This is a genomic window from Amycolatopsis sp. DSM 110486 (assembly GCF_019468465.1).
Taxonomy (GTDB): domain Bacteria; phylum Actinomycetota; class Actinomycetes; order Mycobacteriales; family Pseudonocardiaceae; genus Amycolatopsis.
In genome coordinates this window covers 2,320,964-2,335,163 of record NZ_CP080519.1, presented here as the reverse complement: position 1 = coordinate 2,335,163, position 14,200 = coordinate 2,320,964, and the positions used below count along the sequence as shown (strand labels likewise).

Here is a 14,200-nt window from a genome sequence, read left to right as displayed (position 1 = left end):
ACACCTCCGGGGGAGTTTTCACAGGAACGCGTTCTCGATGACCGAGCGGGTGAGCACCGCGGCGGCCGGGCCCCGCTCGACCTCGCGGCCGAGGTTGAGCACCAGCACGTCGTCGCACAGCTCCCGCACGACCGTGAGGCTCTGCTCGGCGATGACCACGGCCATGTCCGTGGTACGCGCGAGCCGGGTCAGTGACTCGACGAGCCCGCTGACCGCGATCGGGGACAGGCCGAGGGAGGGTTCGTCGAGCAGCAGCACCCTCGGCTGGGACACCACGGCCCGCGCAACGGCCAGCGACTGCTGCTGGCCACCGGAAAGCCGGCCGGCCGTGCGGCGGCGCAGGTCGCGCAGCACGGGAAAGAGCTCGTACGCGAAGTCGGTCCGTTCCGTGCGCTTCGCCCGGCCCCGCACCTGCAGGCAACCCGCATGCAAGTGCTCTTCCACGGTCAGCTCGCCGAAGAGCTCGCGCGACTCGGGGACGAACGCGAGCCCGCGGCGGGCCCGGTCCCACGCCGGCACACCGGTGAGGTCTTCGTCGCCGAGCCGGATGGTCCCGGCGTGCGGCGTGACCACGCCGGACAAGGCCTTGAGCAGCGTGCTCTTGCCCGCGCCGTTGGCGCCGACGATGCCGAGGTACCCACCCGCGGCGACCTCGAAGCCGAGGTCGTGCACCACCGGGATCCGCCCGTAACCGGCGTGGATTCCCTGCGCGGAGAACGTCATCGCAGTGCTCCTTCGGCTCCGGGGCCGATGTAGGCGGCGAGCACGTCCGGGCGCCGCAGCACCTCTTCCGGGCCGCCGTCGGCGAGGATCTCGCCCTCGGCCAGCACCACCGTGCGGTCGGCGACCCGCCGGACGAAGCCCATGTCGTGCTCGACGAAGATCACCGTCGCGCCCGAGGACCGGACGTAGTCGAGCACGCGGTCGGCCACCATTTCCTTGTCCTCCACGGGCATTCCGGCACTGATCTCGTCGAGCAGCAGGAGCTCCGGCCGGCTCATCAGCGCGCGGCCGAGGTCCACCAGCCGCCGTTCGGGCGCCGAGAGCAGGTCGACGTTCACCGCGGCCTGGTGCTCGATCTTCAGCTGCGCGAACACTTCGTGGGCCCGGTCGACAAGTTGCCTCTCGTCGGCCAGGAAGCTGCGGCCGCGGAGCACGGCGCCGAGGAACCGGCTGCGCCCCGCGAACGCGCCGGTGGCCAGCTGGTCGAGCACCGGCAGGCCGGCCACGAGCCGCGAGTCCTGGAAGGTGCGCCCGATGCCCAGCCCGGCCCGCCGCCACGCACCCACGCCTGTCAAGTCGGCGGAGCCCCGCGTGGTCCGCAAGTTGATCGCGCCCCCGGTCACGGGGACCAGGCCGCTGATCGCGTTGAACAGCGTGGTCTTGCCCGCGCCGTTGGGTCCGACCAGCCCGGTGACCGAGCCGCGCTCCACGGAGAAGCTCACACCGCCCACCGCGACCAGCCCGCCGAAGCGGACGAATACGGAGTCGAGATCGAGGATCGCGTCAGCCACGGCTGCCGCCCGACGAGCGCAGGTTCACCAGCGAGCGCAGCCCACCGGGCCGCAGCACGAGGATCACGAACAGCAGGCCCGCGTTGAGGTAGCTGCCGAAACTCCCGCTGCTGGGCAGGAACTGCTGCACCACCACCATGATCAGCACACCCGTGACCGTGCCCCACACGCTCCCGACGCCGCCGATCACGATCATCGTGAGCAACAGCAACGTCAGCTCGAGCGTGAAGTTCGTCGGCGTGATGAACGTGAGGACCGCGCCCAGCAGCACGCCGCCGAGCCCGCCGAGCAGGCTGCTGAACGCGAACGCCAGCATCCGCGTGAGCGGCACGTTCACGCCCATCGTCGCGGCGGCCTTCTCGTCGGTGCGCACGAGGGCGAACGCGCGGCCGATCTTCGAGCGCGTCATGCGCTGCACCACGATCAGCGCGACCGCCGCGAACACCACGGCGACGAGGTAGGCCTGATCGCCGCCGAGGTCGACGAGGATCCCATTGTCGCCTTGCGTGGGTGGCCACAGCTGGATCGCGAGCAGCGCGGCCTGGGAGAACGCGAGCGTGAGCAGCGCCAGGTACAGATCGCGGGTGCGGATGATGGCGACTCCGATGATGGTGCCCGCCACGGTCGCGGCCACGGCGCCGACGATCAGTCCGCCGACCGGACCGAAGCGAGGCTCGGAAACCGCGTACCCGTAGGCGCCCAACGCCATGAACGCGTTCTGGCAGAAGGCGAACTGCCCCGCCTGCCCGAGCACGACCGTGTACCCGAGCGCGGACACCAGGTACGCGGCGAACAGGCCCACCACGGTCTGGATGTAGCCGCCGCCGACGTCGGCCCACACGGCGACGACCACCGCGACGAGCACGACCCCGGCCGTGGTCCACAGCGAACCGACGTAGCGCTTCTCGCCGGCCGGCGACGTCACCGTGCTGGGCGTCGGCACGCGCAACCGGCCGAGCCACTTCTCCACCGGCAGCGCGGAATCGCGGACGGCGGCCCGCACTCGGCGGGGGACATTGACAGTGGTCATGCGCGTGCTCCGAACAGTCCGGTGGGCCGCGTCAGCAGGATCACGAGCATCACGCCGAGCGACACGAAGGCGCTGTAGCTCGCCCCGATCGACCCCGACACGACCGACTGCACGACCCCGATCAGCACCCCGCCGACGGCGGCGCCCGGCAGGCTGCCGAACCCACCGAGGACCACGGCGGCGAAGCTGTCGAACGTGTACTGCTGCCCGAGGTCCGGGGACAGCAGGTAGGTCGGGAAGATCAGCGCGCCGCTCAGCGCCGCGAGGCCGCCGCCGACGCACCACGCCAGCGTGGAGACCCGCGCCGGGTTCACGCCGACGACCGTGGCGCCGAGGCGGTTGCTCGCGACCAGCCGCATCCGCAGGCCGGCCGACGTGCCACGCAGCACCAGCGTGAGCCCGGCGACGAGCACGAGGCTCACCACCATGAGCACCACGTCGCTCGCCGACCAGCCGAGTCCCGGCACGATCGGCGAGCGGCCCGCGTAAGGCGTCATCGTCTTGGCCTCGGCCCCGAACGACGACAGGAACAACCCGCCGGCGACCTCGGTGACCGCGATCAGCACGATGATCTGGGCGAGCAGGCTCGCGCCGCGCAGGGGGCGCAACGCGATCTGGTCGACGACCACACCCGAAGCGACGCCCGCGGCGACGGCGCCGAGCATGACCACCCACGCGGGGAACCCGTGCGAGCCGAGCTCCCACGCGACGTAGCCGCCGAGCACCATCTGGCTGCCGTTGGCGAAGTTGACCACGCCGGTGGCGCGGTAGACGAGCGTGAAACCGAGTGAGACGAGGGCTAGGGCGAATCCGTTGACGATTCCGGTGCCGAAAGTGGCGGTGGTGACCATCGATCAGTCCTCACTGGGGCAAGGTCAGTTCGCGGTGAGCTGGTTCTGGGTCGTGTCGCTGCCGAAGAACGAGACCTTGCCGCCGGAGATGCCGTAGAAGTTGGTGCAGGAGTTGCCCTTGTGCGAGGTCGTGGAGAACGCGATGGGGCACGGCAGCTCGGGCGTCGAGAACGGCTTCATCGTCTCCAGGCCGGTGACCAGCCCTTCGGGGGTGGTGTCCTTGGCGTTGCGCAGCCCGGCGATGAACGCCTTGGCCGCCGCGTAGGCCTGCACTGTCCACACGATCGGCTCGGTGGTCGGGTGCTCGGCCTTCCACGCCTTCATGAAGTCGGCCGTGCACGGGTCCCCGACGGGACACGCCAGCGGGGTCAGCGCGTAGTAACGCACCTTCGGGTCCGACTTCGCGAGCTGGTCGAGCGAGGTGTTGGACCCGGCGAACGTGACCAGCGGCAGGTAGGTGGCCTGGTGGATCTCGGCGTTGATCACCGCGGCCATCGGCGGCGCGGTGATACCGAGCAGCACGGCGTCGACGCCGGCGTCCTTCAGTCCCTGCACCTGGCTGGTGGCGTCAGTGGCGTCGGCGGCGATCTTCTGCGTCGAGTCGACGGTGAGGCCGTACTTGGCGAGCGCGTCCTTGGCGCCGGACAGCGCGGCGTCGCCGTACGCGTCGGACTCCACCATCATGCCGATCTTCTTGGCGCCCATGGAGTTCACGAGCTTCGCGATGCCGGTGGCGACGTCGTTGGAGGAGAACGCCGGGGCGAACGTGTACTTGTTGAGCGGCGAGGTGAGCTGCGGGTTGATGCTGCCCGGTGTGTAGAACGGGGTTTTCGTGCTGCTCGCGACCTGCATGGTCGACAGCGCGGTGGGCGTGAAGGCGGGCCCGTAGAGCACCGAGACCTTGTCCTGCGTGATGTACTTGCGCGCCACCGTGACGGCGGTCGCCGGGTCGCTCGCGTCGTCGGCGTAGAGCAGTTCGACGGAGTGGCCGTTGACGCCGTTCTTGGTCAGGTCGGCGAAGGCGAGCTTGGCGGAGTCCTGGTAGACCGCGTCGAACGCGGCGTCGGCCCCGGTGAGGCCGAACTGCACGCCGATCTTGATGCTGTCGCTGCTCGACCCGCTCGAGCCGCAGGCCGTGAGCACCGCGGCGGCGGTGGCGACGGCGGCCACCAGCGCGAGTTTTCGCGGCCGCCTGGGAAAAGTCATCATCATTCCTCCGCGTCATTGGTTCGGATGATTCGAGACGACGACGCCGGCGGCGGCGGGGACCAGATCCGCAGGAGGCGCACTGTGAGTGCAGATTTTTACTGTCAACTCAGTCCAGTGTCAAGGCTCTCGCCGTTGCTCTTTGCGCCGGTCAGTGGCATACCTCCTGCTCATGTGGGATGCAACGGTCGTTGCGGAATCGACATCGGGGCCGATTTCGATCTTGGTTTGGAGTGGTCGATGTTTTACTGGTTGAACTGAGGGTAAAACTTGTAGAGTGGCGTTTCACCGTCCGATCGAGTTCCGCCAACCCGACCCCCGCCGGCGCAGGAGCGACACATGGCCTCACCCCCCGAGCAGTCCGACGAGCCGCGCAGCACTTCGGAGGGCGTGCACATCGGCTCGAAGCTGCGCGAATGGCGCCACGAGAGCCGGACGACGCTCACGGAGGTGTCCGAGGCGGTCGGGCTTTCCGTCGGCTACATCAGCCAGGTCGAGCGCGGGCGCGCGAACCCGTCGCTGGAAGCGCTGAAGCGGCTGGCCGACGTGCTCGGCCACACCGTCGGCGAGCTGTTCAGCAACGAGGCGCCGCCCGCGAATCCGTTGCGGTACTCGGTTTCCAAGAGCGGGCAGCGCAAACGCATCCAGTACCCGGGCTCCGGGATCATGAACGAGCTGCTCAGCCCCGATCTGCAGCACCAGATGGAAGTGGTGTGGGTCGAGGCGCCCGTGGGCGCGACCAGCGGCGGGCACCCGCATTCGCACGTCGGCGAGGAGTGCGGCATCGTGCTGTCCGGCGTGATGATCTTCTGGATCGGCGACGACGAGGTGAAACTCGAAGCGGGCGACGCGATCTACCTCGACTCGACGGTGCCACACCGTTGGCACGTCGGGGAAGGCGAACCGCTCAAGGCGGTCTGGCTGATCACGCCGCCCACGTTCTGAGCGTTGTCTACTGTGGACTCACCGCTGGATTGACTTGACCTCCGTGAACTCCTCGACGCCGAGGTAGCCGAACTCGCGGCCGTTGCCGGACTGCTTGTAGCCGCCGAAGGGGGCGAGGACGTTGAACTGGCCCTCGTTGACGTCGACCTGACCTGTGCGCAGCCGGCGCGCGATCGCGAGCGCGCGGGCGGGTTCGCCGAAGACGGCGCCGGTGAGGCCGTAGACGCTGTTGTTGGCGATCGCGATGGCTTCGTCTTCGTCGGTGTAGGTCAGGACGCTGAGGACGGGGCCGAAGATTTCTTCTTGCGCCAGTGCGGAATCCGGGTGGACGTCGGCGAGGATGGTCGGGCGGAAGTAGGCGCCGTGTTCGAGGCCGGGGACGCGGCCGGGGCCGCCGAGGACGAGAGTGGCGCCTTGTTCGAGGCCGCGTTCGACATGGTTGTCGACGCGAGTCCACTGGGTTTCCGACGCGAGCGGGCCGAGCCGGGTGGTCTCCTCGCTGGGGTCGCCGAGGCGGTAGTCCTCGGCCGCTTTCGTGAGCCGGTCGAGGATTTCGTCGCGGCGGGTCGCTGGGACGATCATCCGGGACCACGCGCCGCAGACCTGGCCGGAGTTGGTCCACGCGGTGGTGAGGGTGCGCTCGACGGCGAGCTGCAGGTCGGCGTCGTCGAGGACCACACTCGCGGATTTGCCGCCGAGTTCGAGGGCCACGCGTTTGACGGTTTCGGCTGCCAGCACCGAAATCCGCTTCCCGACGGCGGTGGAGCCGGTGAAGCTGACCATGTCGATGCCGGGGTGTTTCGCGATGGCCTCGCCGACGACCGGGCCGGTGCCGTAGACGATGTTGACGACGCCGTCGGGAATTTCGGCCGCTTTGACGGCCGCGGCGAGGATCGGCATCGACGTCGGCGCGAGCTCGGCGGGTTTGGCGACGACGGTGTTGCCCGCCAGCAGTGCGGGGGCGAGTTTGGTCATGATCTGCTGGAGCGGGAAGTTCCACGGGGTGATGACGCCGACGACGCCGACGGGTTCGCGTACGACGAGCGAGGTACCCACGGTTTCGGTCCACGCGAAGCCGGCCGCCAGGTCCGCTGTCGAGTCCGCGACGAGCGGCGGCAGACCGGCCTGGGCGGCGCGGGCGAGGCTGATCGGGGCGCCGATCTCGGTGGAGATGGCTTGGGCGAGCTCTTCGTTGCGTTCGCGGAGCTCGTGGGCGAGCGCTTTGAGCCTTTTGGCGCGTTCTTGCGGTGACGTGGCGGCCCACGCGGGCAGGGCCTTCGTTGCCGCGGCGACCGCGCGATCGACGTCTTCCGGGGTGCCGAGCGGCATGTGGGCGACGACCGTGCCGTTGGCGGGGTTGACGACGTCGAGGGTGGTTTCGGCGGGGACGTCCTCGCCGTTGATCCAGTGCTTCATGACTTCGACGGTGCCTGTGGTCGCGGGGCGTAGCCATGTTCGGAATGTCCGTGGCTGAGCGTGGCGTTCGGGCGGAGGATGGAGGGCATGGACCGGCCCGAACTGGCGAAATTCCTGCGCGCGCGACGAGAGGCGCTGCAGCCCGAGGACGTCGGACTGCGCCGCGGCCCGCGCCGCCGTACCAGCGGCCTGCGGCGGGAGGAGGTGGCCGCGTTGAGCGGTGTTTCCAGCGACTACTACAGCCGCATCGAGCAGCAGCGCGGCCCGGTGCCGTCGGAGCAGATCCTGGCCGCGATCGCGCACGGCCTGCACCTCACGCTGGAGGAACGTGACCACCTGTTCCGCCTCGCGGGCCACGGCACGCCCCAGCGCGCCGTCCGCGGCGACCACATCAACGCCGGCCTGATGCGCGTGTTCGACCGCTTGGAGGACACGCCGGCGCAGATCGAGAACGTGCTCGGGGAGACCCTGCGCCAGACCCCGCTCGCGGTGGCGTTGCTGGGTGACGAGACCGCGTACACCGGGCTTTCGCGCGCGCGGGTGTTCCGCTGGTTCACCTCGCCGTCCGCGCGGGAGCGGCTGCCGCTCGAAGATCATGCGCACCACAGCCGCACCCTGGTCGCACGCCTGGCGGAGGTCTTCGCCAAGACGGGCCGCTCTTCCCCGGCGGGCTCGCTGGTCGCCGAGCTGTCCGCGCGCAGCCCCGAGTTCGCCGCCCTGTGGGCCGAACACCCCGTGCTCGGCCCCTACTGCGAGCCGAAACGGCTCCTGCATCCGGAGGTCGGCGCCATCGAGGTCCACGGCCAGACGCTCCTGGACCCCGACCAGTACCAGGCTCTGCTTATCTTCACGGCCGTGCCGGGGACGGAGAGCCACGAGAAGCTGCAGCTGTTGTCGGTGATCGGGGCTCAGCAGCTCTGAACTTCGCCGAGCACCACCGCGAGATCGCGCCGGTTTCTGGACTGAGCGGTGTGCTCGGCCCGTCGGGCCGAGCACACCGGGAGGGAAGAAACCGGCTCAAAGCGATCTCGCGCGTCTCGGCGGAGCCGAGACAGACAACTCAGTCCGTGCCGGATTCCATCGCGGCGCTGTCCAGGAGCTCGACGTCGTCGGTCTTGCCGCGGGAGGCGATGGCCTGGGCGCCGCCCTCGGGCATGGCGCCGATGAGGCCCGTGGAGGCGGCCTGGGCGGCGCCGATGAGGGCCGGATGGGAGCCGCTGCCGACCATGCCGAGGCCGGCGTACTGCTCGAGCTTCGCGCGGGAGTCGGCGATGTCGAGGTTGCGCATGGTCAGCTGGCCGATGCGGTCGACCGGGCCGAACGCGCTGTCCTCGGTGCGTTCCATCGACAGCTTGTCCGGGTGGTAGCTGAAGGCCGGCCCGGACGTGTCGAGGATCGAGTAGTCCTCGCCGCGCCGCAGGCGGAGCGTGACCTCGCCGGTGATGGCCGTGCCGACCCAGCGCTGCAGCGACTCGCGCAGCATCATGGCCTGCGGGTCGAGCCAGCGGCCCTCGTACATGAGCCGGCCGAGGCGGCGGCCTTCGTTGTGGTAGCTGGCGACGGTGTCCTCGTTGTGGACCGCGTTGACGAGCCGCTCGTACGCCGCGTGCAGCAGCGCCATGCCCGGCGCCTCGTAGATGCCGCGGCTCTTGGCCTCGATGATGCGGTTCTCGATCTGGTCGGACATGCCGAGCCCGTGGCGGCCGCCGATCGCGTTGGCTTCCAGCACGAGGTCGACGGACGTCGCGAACTGCTTGCCGTTGATCGACACCGGCCGGCCGAGCTCGAAGCCGATGGTGACGTCCTCGGGCTCGATCTCGACGCTCGCGTCCCAGAACCGCACGCCCATGATCGGCTCGACGATCTCGATGCCGGTGTCGAGGTGCTCCAGCGACTTGGCCTCGTGGGTGGCGCCCCAGATGTTGGCGTCGGTGGAGTAGGCCTTCTCGGTGCTGTCGCGGTAGGGCAGCCCGTGGGCCACCAGCCACTCCGACATCTCCTTGCGGCCGCCGAGCTCCGTCACGAAGTCCGCGTCGAGCCACGGCTTGTAGATGCGCAGGGCGGGGTTGGCCAGGAGACCGTAGCGGTAGAACCGCTCGATGTCGTTGCCCTTGTAGGTGGAGCCGTCGCCCCAGATCTGGACGTCGTCTTCGAGCATCGCGCGCACCAGCAGCGTGCCGGTGACCGCCCGGCCGAGCGGCGTGGTGTTGAAGTAGCTGCGGCCGCCGGAGCGGATGTGGAACGCGCCGCACGTCAGCGCCGCGAGCCCCTCCTCGACCAGCGCCTCCTTGCAGTCGACCAGCCGCCCGAGCTCCGCGCCGTAGGACGTCGCACGCCCCGGCACCGACTCGATGTCGGGCTCGTCGTACTGCCCGATGTCGGCCGTGTAGGTGCACGGCACGGCGCCTTTGTCACGCATCCACGCCACCGCAACGGACGTGTCGAGGCCACCGGAGAACGCGATGCCGACCCGCTCGCCGACGGGAAGGGAAGTGAGCACCTTGGACATGGGTATGATTATGCATCAGGATGTATGACTGTGCATAGTCGGGGCGGGAAGTCGTGACGCAGATCGCTCCGGAGAGCCTCGCGGACCTGGCCCGACGTGGAAGACGGGTGCCACCCCATGAAGAGGATGACACCCGTCCTTCAGCACAAACCCTCAGACCTCACCCACGCGGATCGAACGGAATCCCCGCAGGCAGCGAGGCCGCCAGGAGGTCGTTGTACCGCGCGTCGTTGATCTTGATCGTCGCCGAGCCGAAGTCGGCGGACATGAGCTTGTCGCGCAGGGCCGTGGAGGGGTAGCCGTCGTAGCCGACGAGCGGGGGGTAGCGCCAGTTGTGGTAGTGGTTCTCCGGCGGTTCGTCGTTGTCGTTGGCCAGGCGGAAGAAGTGCGTGCCCAGGCCGTCCTTGTGGTAGACGACCTTCGGGTGTGAGCCGTCGAAGCGGACCTGCGAGCGCGGGTATGTGACCTGGCTGCTGTGCTGCGTCGTGGTCACGAACTCGACCTGGTTGCTCGCCTGGTTGATCCAGGAGATCACGTGCTCCCAGTCGTGGCGGTGGCCGCCGAGGCCGCTGCCGGCGACGGCCTGGTCCTTCTCGAAGTAACTGGCGTAGACCACTGCGCACCAGCCGTTGTTGCACTTCGAGCGGGAGTAGGTCTGGGAGTTGTCGAGGTCGGACTGGTCGCGGCAGCTGCCGTTGACCGCGCCGGTGGTGTTGAGGCCCGGGGCGAGCGTGCCGTCCGGGCCGATGGCCGGGGTGGCGTAGCAGCCGTCGGTGTCGTAGTCGTACGCGGGCGAGAACGACTGGTCGTAGCCGCCGGCGTTCTGGGGGAGGTTGTGCGGGGGATCGGCATACGCCGCGGCCGCCGGGATCACCAGCGCCAGCACGGTGGCGCCGAGGACCGCACCGAGCCGTTTGAAGGTTCGCATAAAGGTCGACCTTCCGAATGGGGACAGGGCGTTGATCATGCTGGCGCACCCGGCCCCCGGGGAGAAGGAGTTGGACCCGAAAAGCCCGCGACGAAGGTGGGTCGCGGGCCTTTCGGGCCGGTGAACTCTCACTCCGCGCGCAGAGATTCCACCTTTGTGATCTGGCGCAGCAGCGGAATCGTGCACGCCGTCACGACAAGAACCGCCGCCACGGCCGCGCCCGCCATGCTCGCGATCAGCCCGCCGTCGAGCTTCAACGGGATGTCCGCCGCGCGCAGGATCGGCAACGTCAGCCCGGTCCCCGTGAGAACCGCCAGCACCACCCCGATCACCACGGGCAGCGCCGTCTGCGCGAACGAACTGCGGGCCAGCACGCCCAGCGGAACACCCGAAGCGGCCAACGCGGCCAACGCCCGGCGCCGCTCGGTGATCTGCTCGACGGCCAGCATCAGCAGGCTCAACGCCGCCACCGCGAGCACGAACAGCGACGCCGTGAGCAGCACCGCCCGGATCGTGCCCAGCACACCGGTCGGCGCGCTCGCGCGCTCGTCCGTGTCCACCTCGACGTGCCAGGTCAGGCTCGCGACGGCGGTCGCCACGCGGTCGCCCAGCTCCGCGGTGGTCCCCGGACCCTTGACGAACACCGTGGTCAGCTCCACCGGCACCGGAAGGCCCGCGATGGCGCTGTCGGTCACCAGCAGCGTGCCGTCGAGGTTGCGCGCGGCCGAGCTCGCCGGCACCCGCACCACGCCCGAAGGGACGGTCCACTGAGGACCACCGGTATCCGAGCTGGACTCCGTGAAGCGCACCGAACCCGTCGGCATGGGGGCGTCGCCCACGGAGAACACCGAACCGTCCACACAGGACGGCAGCTGCGCCCGCAACGCCAGTGCGGCGCAGGACCCGATCTCCACACTGGTCCACTGGTCACCGGCGACCGCCGACGAGCGCCGGATCGTGCCCACCTGCGTCAGCCCGGCGACGCCCGAAACGCGTTGCTGCGCCTCGGCAGCCGTCGCCTTGTCCGCGAGCACGCTCACGTGCGCCGCGCCCGCCCACGACGGATCCGTCTTGGCCTCGGCCGCGTCCGCCGCGAGCAGGGAGTTGAGCACGACCTGCAGCAGGATGCTGCCGGCCACCACCACGACCAGCCCCGAAACGACCCGGCTCGGCGTGCCGCTGTCGAGCTGCAGCCGCCGCACCGCGAGCTGCCACGCGGGCGGCCCGCCGTGCAGCCGGCTCGCGATCCCCTCGACGATCCACGGCAGCAGCACGGTCACGCCCACCAGTAGGAACGCGGAACCCCCGGTGAGCGCGATCAGCACGCTGTCGCTGCTTTGGCCCGGCTCGGTCGCGTACGCCGTGCCGACGAGCAGCACGCCGACGCCGGTGATCACCCAGCGCCACCACATTCGCCTTCGCACGGGCTTACCCTGGCGCACCACGCCGAGCGGCTCCACGATCGTCCGCCGCAGGCCGAACAGCGCCGCTCCGACGGCCAGCGCGGGCACGAGCACCACCACCAGCACCGCGAGCGGCCACGGCGGCACGAAGTCCTCGCCGAACACGCGGTAGCCGAACAGGTCGAGTGAACTGAGCGTCGGACGCACCGCGAGGAACAGCGCCACGCCTAGCACCAGGCCGATCGTCGCGCCCAGCAACGACTCCCCGGCCGCGACCCAGCGGATCTGCCGCGCGTCCACACCGAGCAGCCGCAGCGCCGCCAGCCGCTGGTCGCGCTGTGCCGCCCCCATCCGCGACGCCGTGGTCACGAAGATCAGCAGCGGCAGCAGCAGCGCGATCACCACCGGCAGCACCGCGATGAGCGTCGTCGTCGCCACTGCGATCCGCGGCGGCTCCCCGCCGCCGAAGCCGTAGACGGTCTCTACGTCCGGGTTCGACTTCGCGTCGGCGACCGTGGTGCCGTACCACGCGGTGATCTCGCCGGCGTCGACGAGTCCGGGCTTGGTGATCGTGCCCGACGGCGCCGCGGGAAGACGGGCACGCAGCCCGGCGCCGTCCGGCTCGGCGAGCAGGCGCGCGAGCTCGGGCGACACGATGAGCTCACCTGGTTTCGGCACCGCGCTCAGCCCGGGTGGTACCGGCGCGTGCGGTCCCTCGGCAGCGACGGAGTGGATGTCCACGAACTGGTTGCCCCGGATCGCCGACCACTTGACGACGTACAGCGGGTCGACGCCGGGATTCGGCTGCGTGATCTCGGCGGTCGCGGCCGCGCGGTCCTCCCGCGCGTCGACGACCGAGCTCACCGACGCCGCCGGCAGCAGCACTGCGACGACGAGCCCGATGCCCACCGCCGTCATCGTGAGGCGCAGCAGCGCCTGTCCCGACATCCGGCCGCCCCCGACGGCCAGCCGGAGGCCGAGAAGGAGGTTCGCGATCACTGCGCGAACTCCCGATCCGCCACGCGCCCGTCGCGCACCACGATCTCGTGGTCCGAGTACGCGGCGACGCGCGCTTCGTGCGTCACGAGCACGACGGCCGCGTTGGTCTGCCGCGCGGCCTCGGTGAACATGCGCATGACCTTCTCGCCGTTGAGCGAGTCGAGCGCGCCCGTCGGCTCGTCGGCGAAAACCACCTTCGGCTGGGTCACGAGCGCGCGGGCCACGGCGATGCGCTGTCCCTGCCCGCCCGAGACGTCGCCCGGGCGCTTGTCCGCGACGTCGGACACCTGCAGCCGCTCGAGCCACTCGCGCGCGACGCCCTCGGCCTGGCGCCGCCCGACTTTCGCCAGGCGCAGCGGCAGCGCGACATTCTCCAGGCACGTCAGCTCCGGCACGAGCTGCCCGAACTGGAACACGAAGCCGAACTCCGTGCGCCGCAACGCACTGCGCTCGCGGTCGCTCATGGCGACGAGGTCGCGGCCGCCGTAGGTAATGGTGCCGGCGTCGGGGCGGACGATGCCGGCGAGGCAGTGCAGCAGCGTCGACTTGCCGGAGCCCGACGGGCCCATGATCGCGAGCACCTCCCCGGCCGCGACGGACACGCCGGCGCCGCGCAGCGCCTGTGTCGGGCCGAACGCCTTCTCCAGACCATCGGCGACGAGCAGGGGTTCCGTCATGACCGCACCTCGCTCGCCAGTTCGTCGAGGCGCGCGGCCGTGAGCTCGAGCCAGCGCAGGTCGGCTTCGAGGTGGAACAGCGCGTGGTCGCAGATCAGCTGCGTCGCGAGGTCGCCCTCACGCTTGCGGCGCGTGAGCTCGCGCATCATTTCGAGGTGCTTGCTGCGTTGCGCGTCCAGCACGGTCGTGGCGCTGCGTCCGGACAGCAGAGCCAGCACGACCTTGGTGTAGAGCGTGTTCTGCAGGTACGGCTCGGGGTTCTCCGGCGTCGCGAGCCAGTGTTCGACGTCGGTGATGCCGGCGTCGGTGATCGTGTAGCGCTTGCGCTCCGGCCCGTCGCCGGCCTCGACGCCCGCGACCTCCACGAGGCCGTTTTTGAGCAGGCGCGAGAGTGTGGCGTAGACCTGCCCGTAGGCGAGTGGCCGGTCTTGGCCGAACTGTTCGTCGTACGCGCGTTTCAGGTCGTACCCGTGCCGCGGTCCTGGCTCGAGCAAGGCGAGCAGGGTGGTCCCCACTGACATGTCTGGTCCCCTTCGGATGATCGCTATACATCGAGACTATACATCGCGTGTATACGCAGGTGATCGGGGTGTGTCCGATTTGCTCAGTGGCGGTGCGTGAACGGCTTGGTGACGCCCAGGTGGACGACCCTTGCGGTGGTGGGGACCACCGTGGGTGGGCGTGTGAGCTGTCTGTATGCTTCCGCATCGCTTGACTGGGTG

Annotated in this window: 13 protein-coding genes; 2 read left to right on the top strand and 11 right to left on the bottom strand. The window is 69.8% G+C overall.

What is annotated here, in order from left to right:
• Nucleotides 1-18 precede the first annotated feature (18 nt).
• The 5 genes from K1T34_RS11200 to K1T34_RS11180 are packed head-to-tail and all read right to left on the bottom strand — an operon-like array spanning nucleotide 19 to nucleotide 4,601.
• A complete protein-coding gene (locus K1T34_RS11200) occupies nucleotides 19-723 on the bottom strand; it encodes an ABC transporter ATP-binding protein (RefSeq protein WP_220244209.1) in 705 nt (234 codons plus the stop codon).
• Entirely contained in the window at nucleotides 720-1,514 is a 795-nt protein-coding gene (locus tag K1T34_RS11195) for an ABC transporter ATP-binding protein (protein ID WP_220244208.1), read from the bottom strand. The genes K1T34_RS11200 and K1T34_RS11195 overlap by 4 nt, the downstream gene beginning before the upstream one ends.
• Nucleotides 1,507-2,544 carry a branched-chain amino acid ABC transporter permease gene (locus K1T34_RS11190; protein WP_220244207.1) on the bottom strand — a complete coding sequence of 346 codons (1,038 nt, stop codon included), beginning with the start codon at nucleotides 2,542-2,544 and terminating at the stop codon, nucleotides 1,507-1,509. The genes K1T34_RS11195 and K1T34_RS11190 overlap by 8 nt, the downstream gene beginning before the upstream one ends.
• On the bottom strand, nucleotides 2,541-3,395 hold the full coding sequence (locus K1T34_RS11185; protein ID WP_220244206.1) for a branched-chain amino acid ABC transporter permease: 855 nt from the start codon (nucleotides 3,393-3,395) through the stop codon (nucleotides 2,541-2,543). The genes K1T34_RS11190 and K1T34_RS11185 overlap by 4 nt, the downstream gene beginning before the upstream one ends.
• Before the next feature lie 24 nt (nucleotides 3,396-3,419).
• Entirely contained in the window at nucleotides 3,420-4,601 is a 1,182-nt protein-coding gene (locus tag K1T34_RS11180; RefSeq protein WP_220244205.1) for an ABC transporter substrate-binding protein, read from the bottom strand.
• Between the two features lie 339 nt (nucleotides 4,602-4,940).
• Here K1T34_RS11180 and K1T34_RS11175 point away from each other — a divergent pair, with 339 nt between their 5' ends.
• The gene (locus K1T34_RS11175; protein ID WP_220244204.1) at nucleotides 4,941-5,546 is read left to right on the top strand and encodes a helix-turn-helix domain-containing protein; all 606 of its coding nucleotides are present in this window, start codon (nucleotides 4,941-4,943) and stop codon (nucleotides 5,544-5,546) included.
• An 18-nt stretch (nucleotides 5,547-5,564) separates the two neighbouring features.
• Here K1T34_RS11175 and K1T34_RS11170 read toward each other — a convergent pair whose 3' ends face one another.
• Nucleotides 5,565-6,962: an aldehyde dehydrogenase family protein gene (locus K1T34_RS11170; RefSeq protein WP_220244203.1), complete on the bottom strand. Its 1,398-nt coding sequence runs from the start codon at nucleotides 6,960-6,962 to the stop codon at nucleotides 5,565-5,567.
• Between the two features lie 87 nt (nucleotides 6,963-7,049).
• On the opposite strand from K1T34_RS11170, the gene K1T34_RS11165 reads away from it, so the two are divergent.
• Nucleotides 7,050-7,883: a helix-turn-helix transcriptional regulator gene (locus K1T34_RS11165; protein WP_220244202.1), complete on the top strand. Its 834-nt coding sequence runs from the start codon at nucleotides 7,050-7,052 to the stop codon at nucleotides 7,881-7,883.
• 139 nt (nucleotides 7,884-8,022) lie between these two features.
• On the opposite strand, the gene argG is transcribed toward K1T34_RS11165, so the two are convergent.
• The 5 genes from argG to K1T34_RS11140 form a co-directional block, all read right to left on the bottom strand.
• Nucleotides 8,023-9,471: an argininosuccinate synthase gene (gene argG / locus K1T34_RS11160; RefSeq protein ID WP_220244201.1), complete on the bottom strand. Its 1,449-nt coding sequence runs from the start codon at nucleotides 9,469-9,471 to the stop codon at nucleotides 8,023-8,025.
• Between the two features lie 160 nt (nucleotides 9,472-9,631).
• Entirely contained in the window at nucleotides 9,632-10,399 is a 768-nt protein-coding gene (locus K1T34_RS11155) for an NPP1 family protein (protein WP_220244200.1), read from the bottom strand.
• 128 nt (nucleotides 10,400-10,527) lie between these two features.
• A complete protein-coding gene (locus K1T34_RS11150) occupies nucleotides 10,528-12,801 on the bottom strand; it encodes an FtsX-like permease family protein (RefSeq protein WP_220244199.1) in 2,274 nt (757 codons plus the stop codon).
• The gene (locus tag K1T34_RS11145; protein ID WP_220244198.1) at nucleotides 12,798-13,478 is read right to left on the bottom strand and encodes an ABC transporter ATP-binding protein; all 681 of its coding nucleotides are present in this window, start codon (nucleotides 13,476-13,478) and stop codon (nucleotides 12,798-12,800) included. The genes K1T34_RS11150 and K1T34_RS11145 overlap by 4 nt, the downstream gene beginning before the upstream one ends.
• Complete coding sequence (locus tag K1T34_RS11140; protein WP_220244197.1) at nucleotides 13,475-13,999, bottom strand: PadR family transcriptional regulator; 525 nt, start codon at nucleotides 13,997-13,999, stop codon at nucleotides 13,475-13,477. Before K1T34_RS11140 ends, K1T34_RS11145 begins: the two co-directional genes overlap by 4 nt.
• Nucleotides 14,000-14,200 lie beyond the last annotated feature (201 nt).

Excerpts from the sequence above, each read along its gene's own strand:
- K1T34_RS11200 (WP_220244209.1), bottom strand. The coding sequence starts at position 723 with ATGACGTTCTCCGCGCAGGGAATCCACGCCGGTTACGGGCGGATCCCG.
- K1T34_RS11190 (WP_220244207.1), bottom strand. The coding sequence starts at position 2,544 with ATGACCACTGTCAATGTCCCCCGCCGAGTGCGGGCCGCCGTCCGCGAT.
- K1T34_RS11185 (WP_220244206.1), bottom strand. The coding sequence starts at position 3,395 with ATGGTCACCACCGCCACTTTCGGCACCGGAATCGTCAACGGATTCGCC.
- K1T34_RS11180 (WP_220244205.1), bottom strand. The coding sequence starts at position 4,601 with ATGACTTTTCCCAGGCGGCCGCGAAAACTCGCGCTGGTGGCCGCCGTC.
- K1T34_RS11175 (WP_220244204.1), top strand. The coding sequence starts at position 4,941 with ATGGCCTCACCCCCCGAGCAGTCCGACGAGCCGCGCAGCACTTCGGAG.
- K1T34_RS11170 (WP_220244203.1), bottom strand. The coding sequence starts at position 6,962 with ATGAAGCACTGGATCAACGGCGAGGACGTCCCCGCCGAAACCACCCTC.
- K1T34_RS11165 (WP_220244202.1), top strand. The coding sequence starts at position 7,050 with ATGGACCGGCCCGAACTGGCGAAATTCCTGCGCGCGCGACGAGAGGCG.
- argG (WP_220244201.1), bottom strand. The coding sequence starts at position 9,471 with ATGTCCAAGGTGCTCACTTCCCTTCCCGTCGGCGAGCGGGTCGGCATC.
- K1T34_RS11155 (WP_220244200.1), bottom strand. The coding sequence starts at position 10,399 with ATGCGAACCTTCAAACGGCTCGGTGCGGTCCTCGGCGCCACCGTGCTG.
- K1T34_RS11145 (WP_220244198.1), bottom strand. The coding sequence starts at position 13,478 with ATGACGGAACCCCTGCTCGTCGCCGATGGTCTGGAGAAGGCGTTCGGC.
- K1T34_RS11140 (WP_220244197.1), bottom strand. The coding sequence starts at position 13,999 with ATGTCAGTGGGGACCACCCTGCTCGCCTTGCTCGAGCCAGGACCGCGG.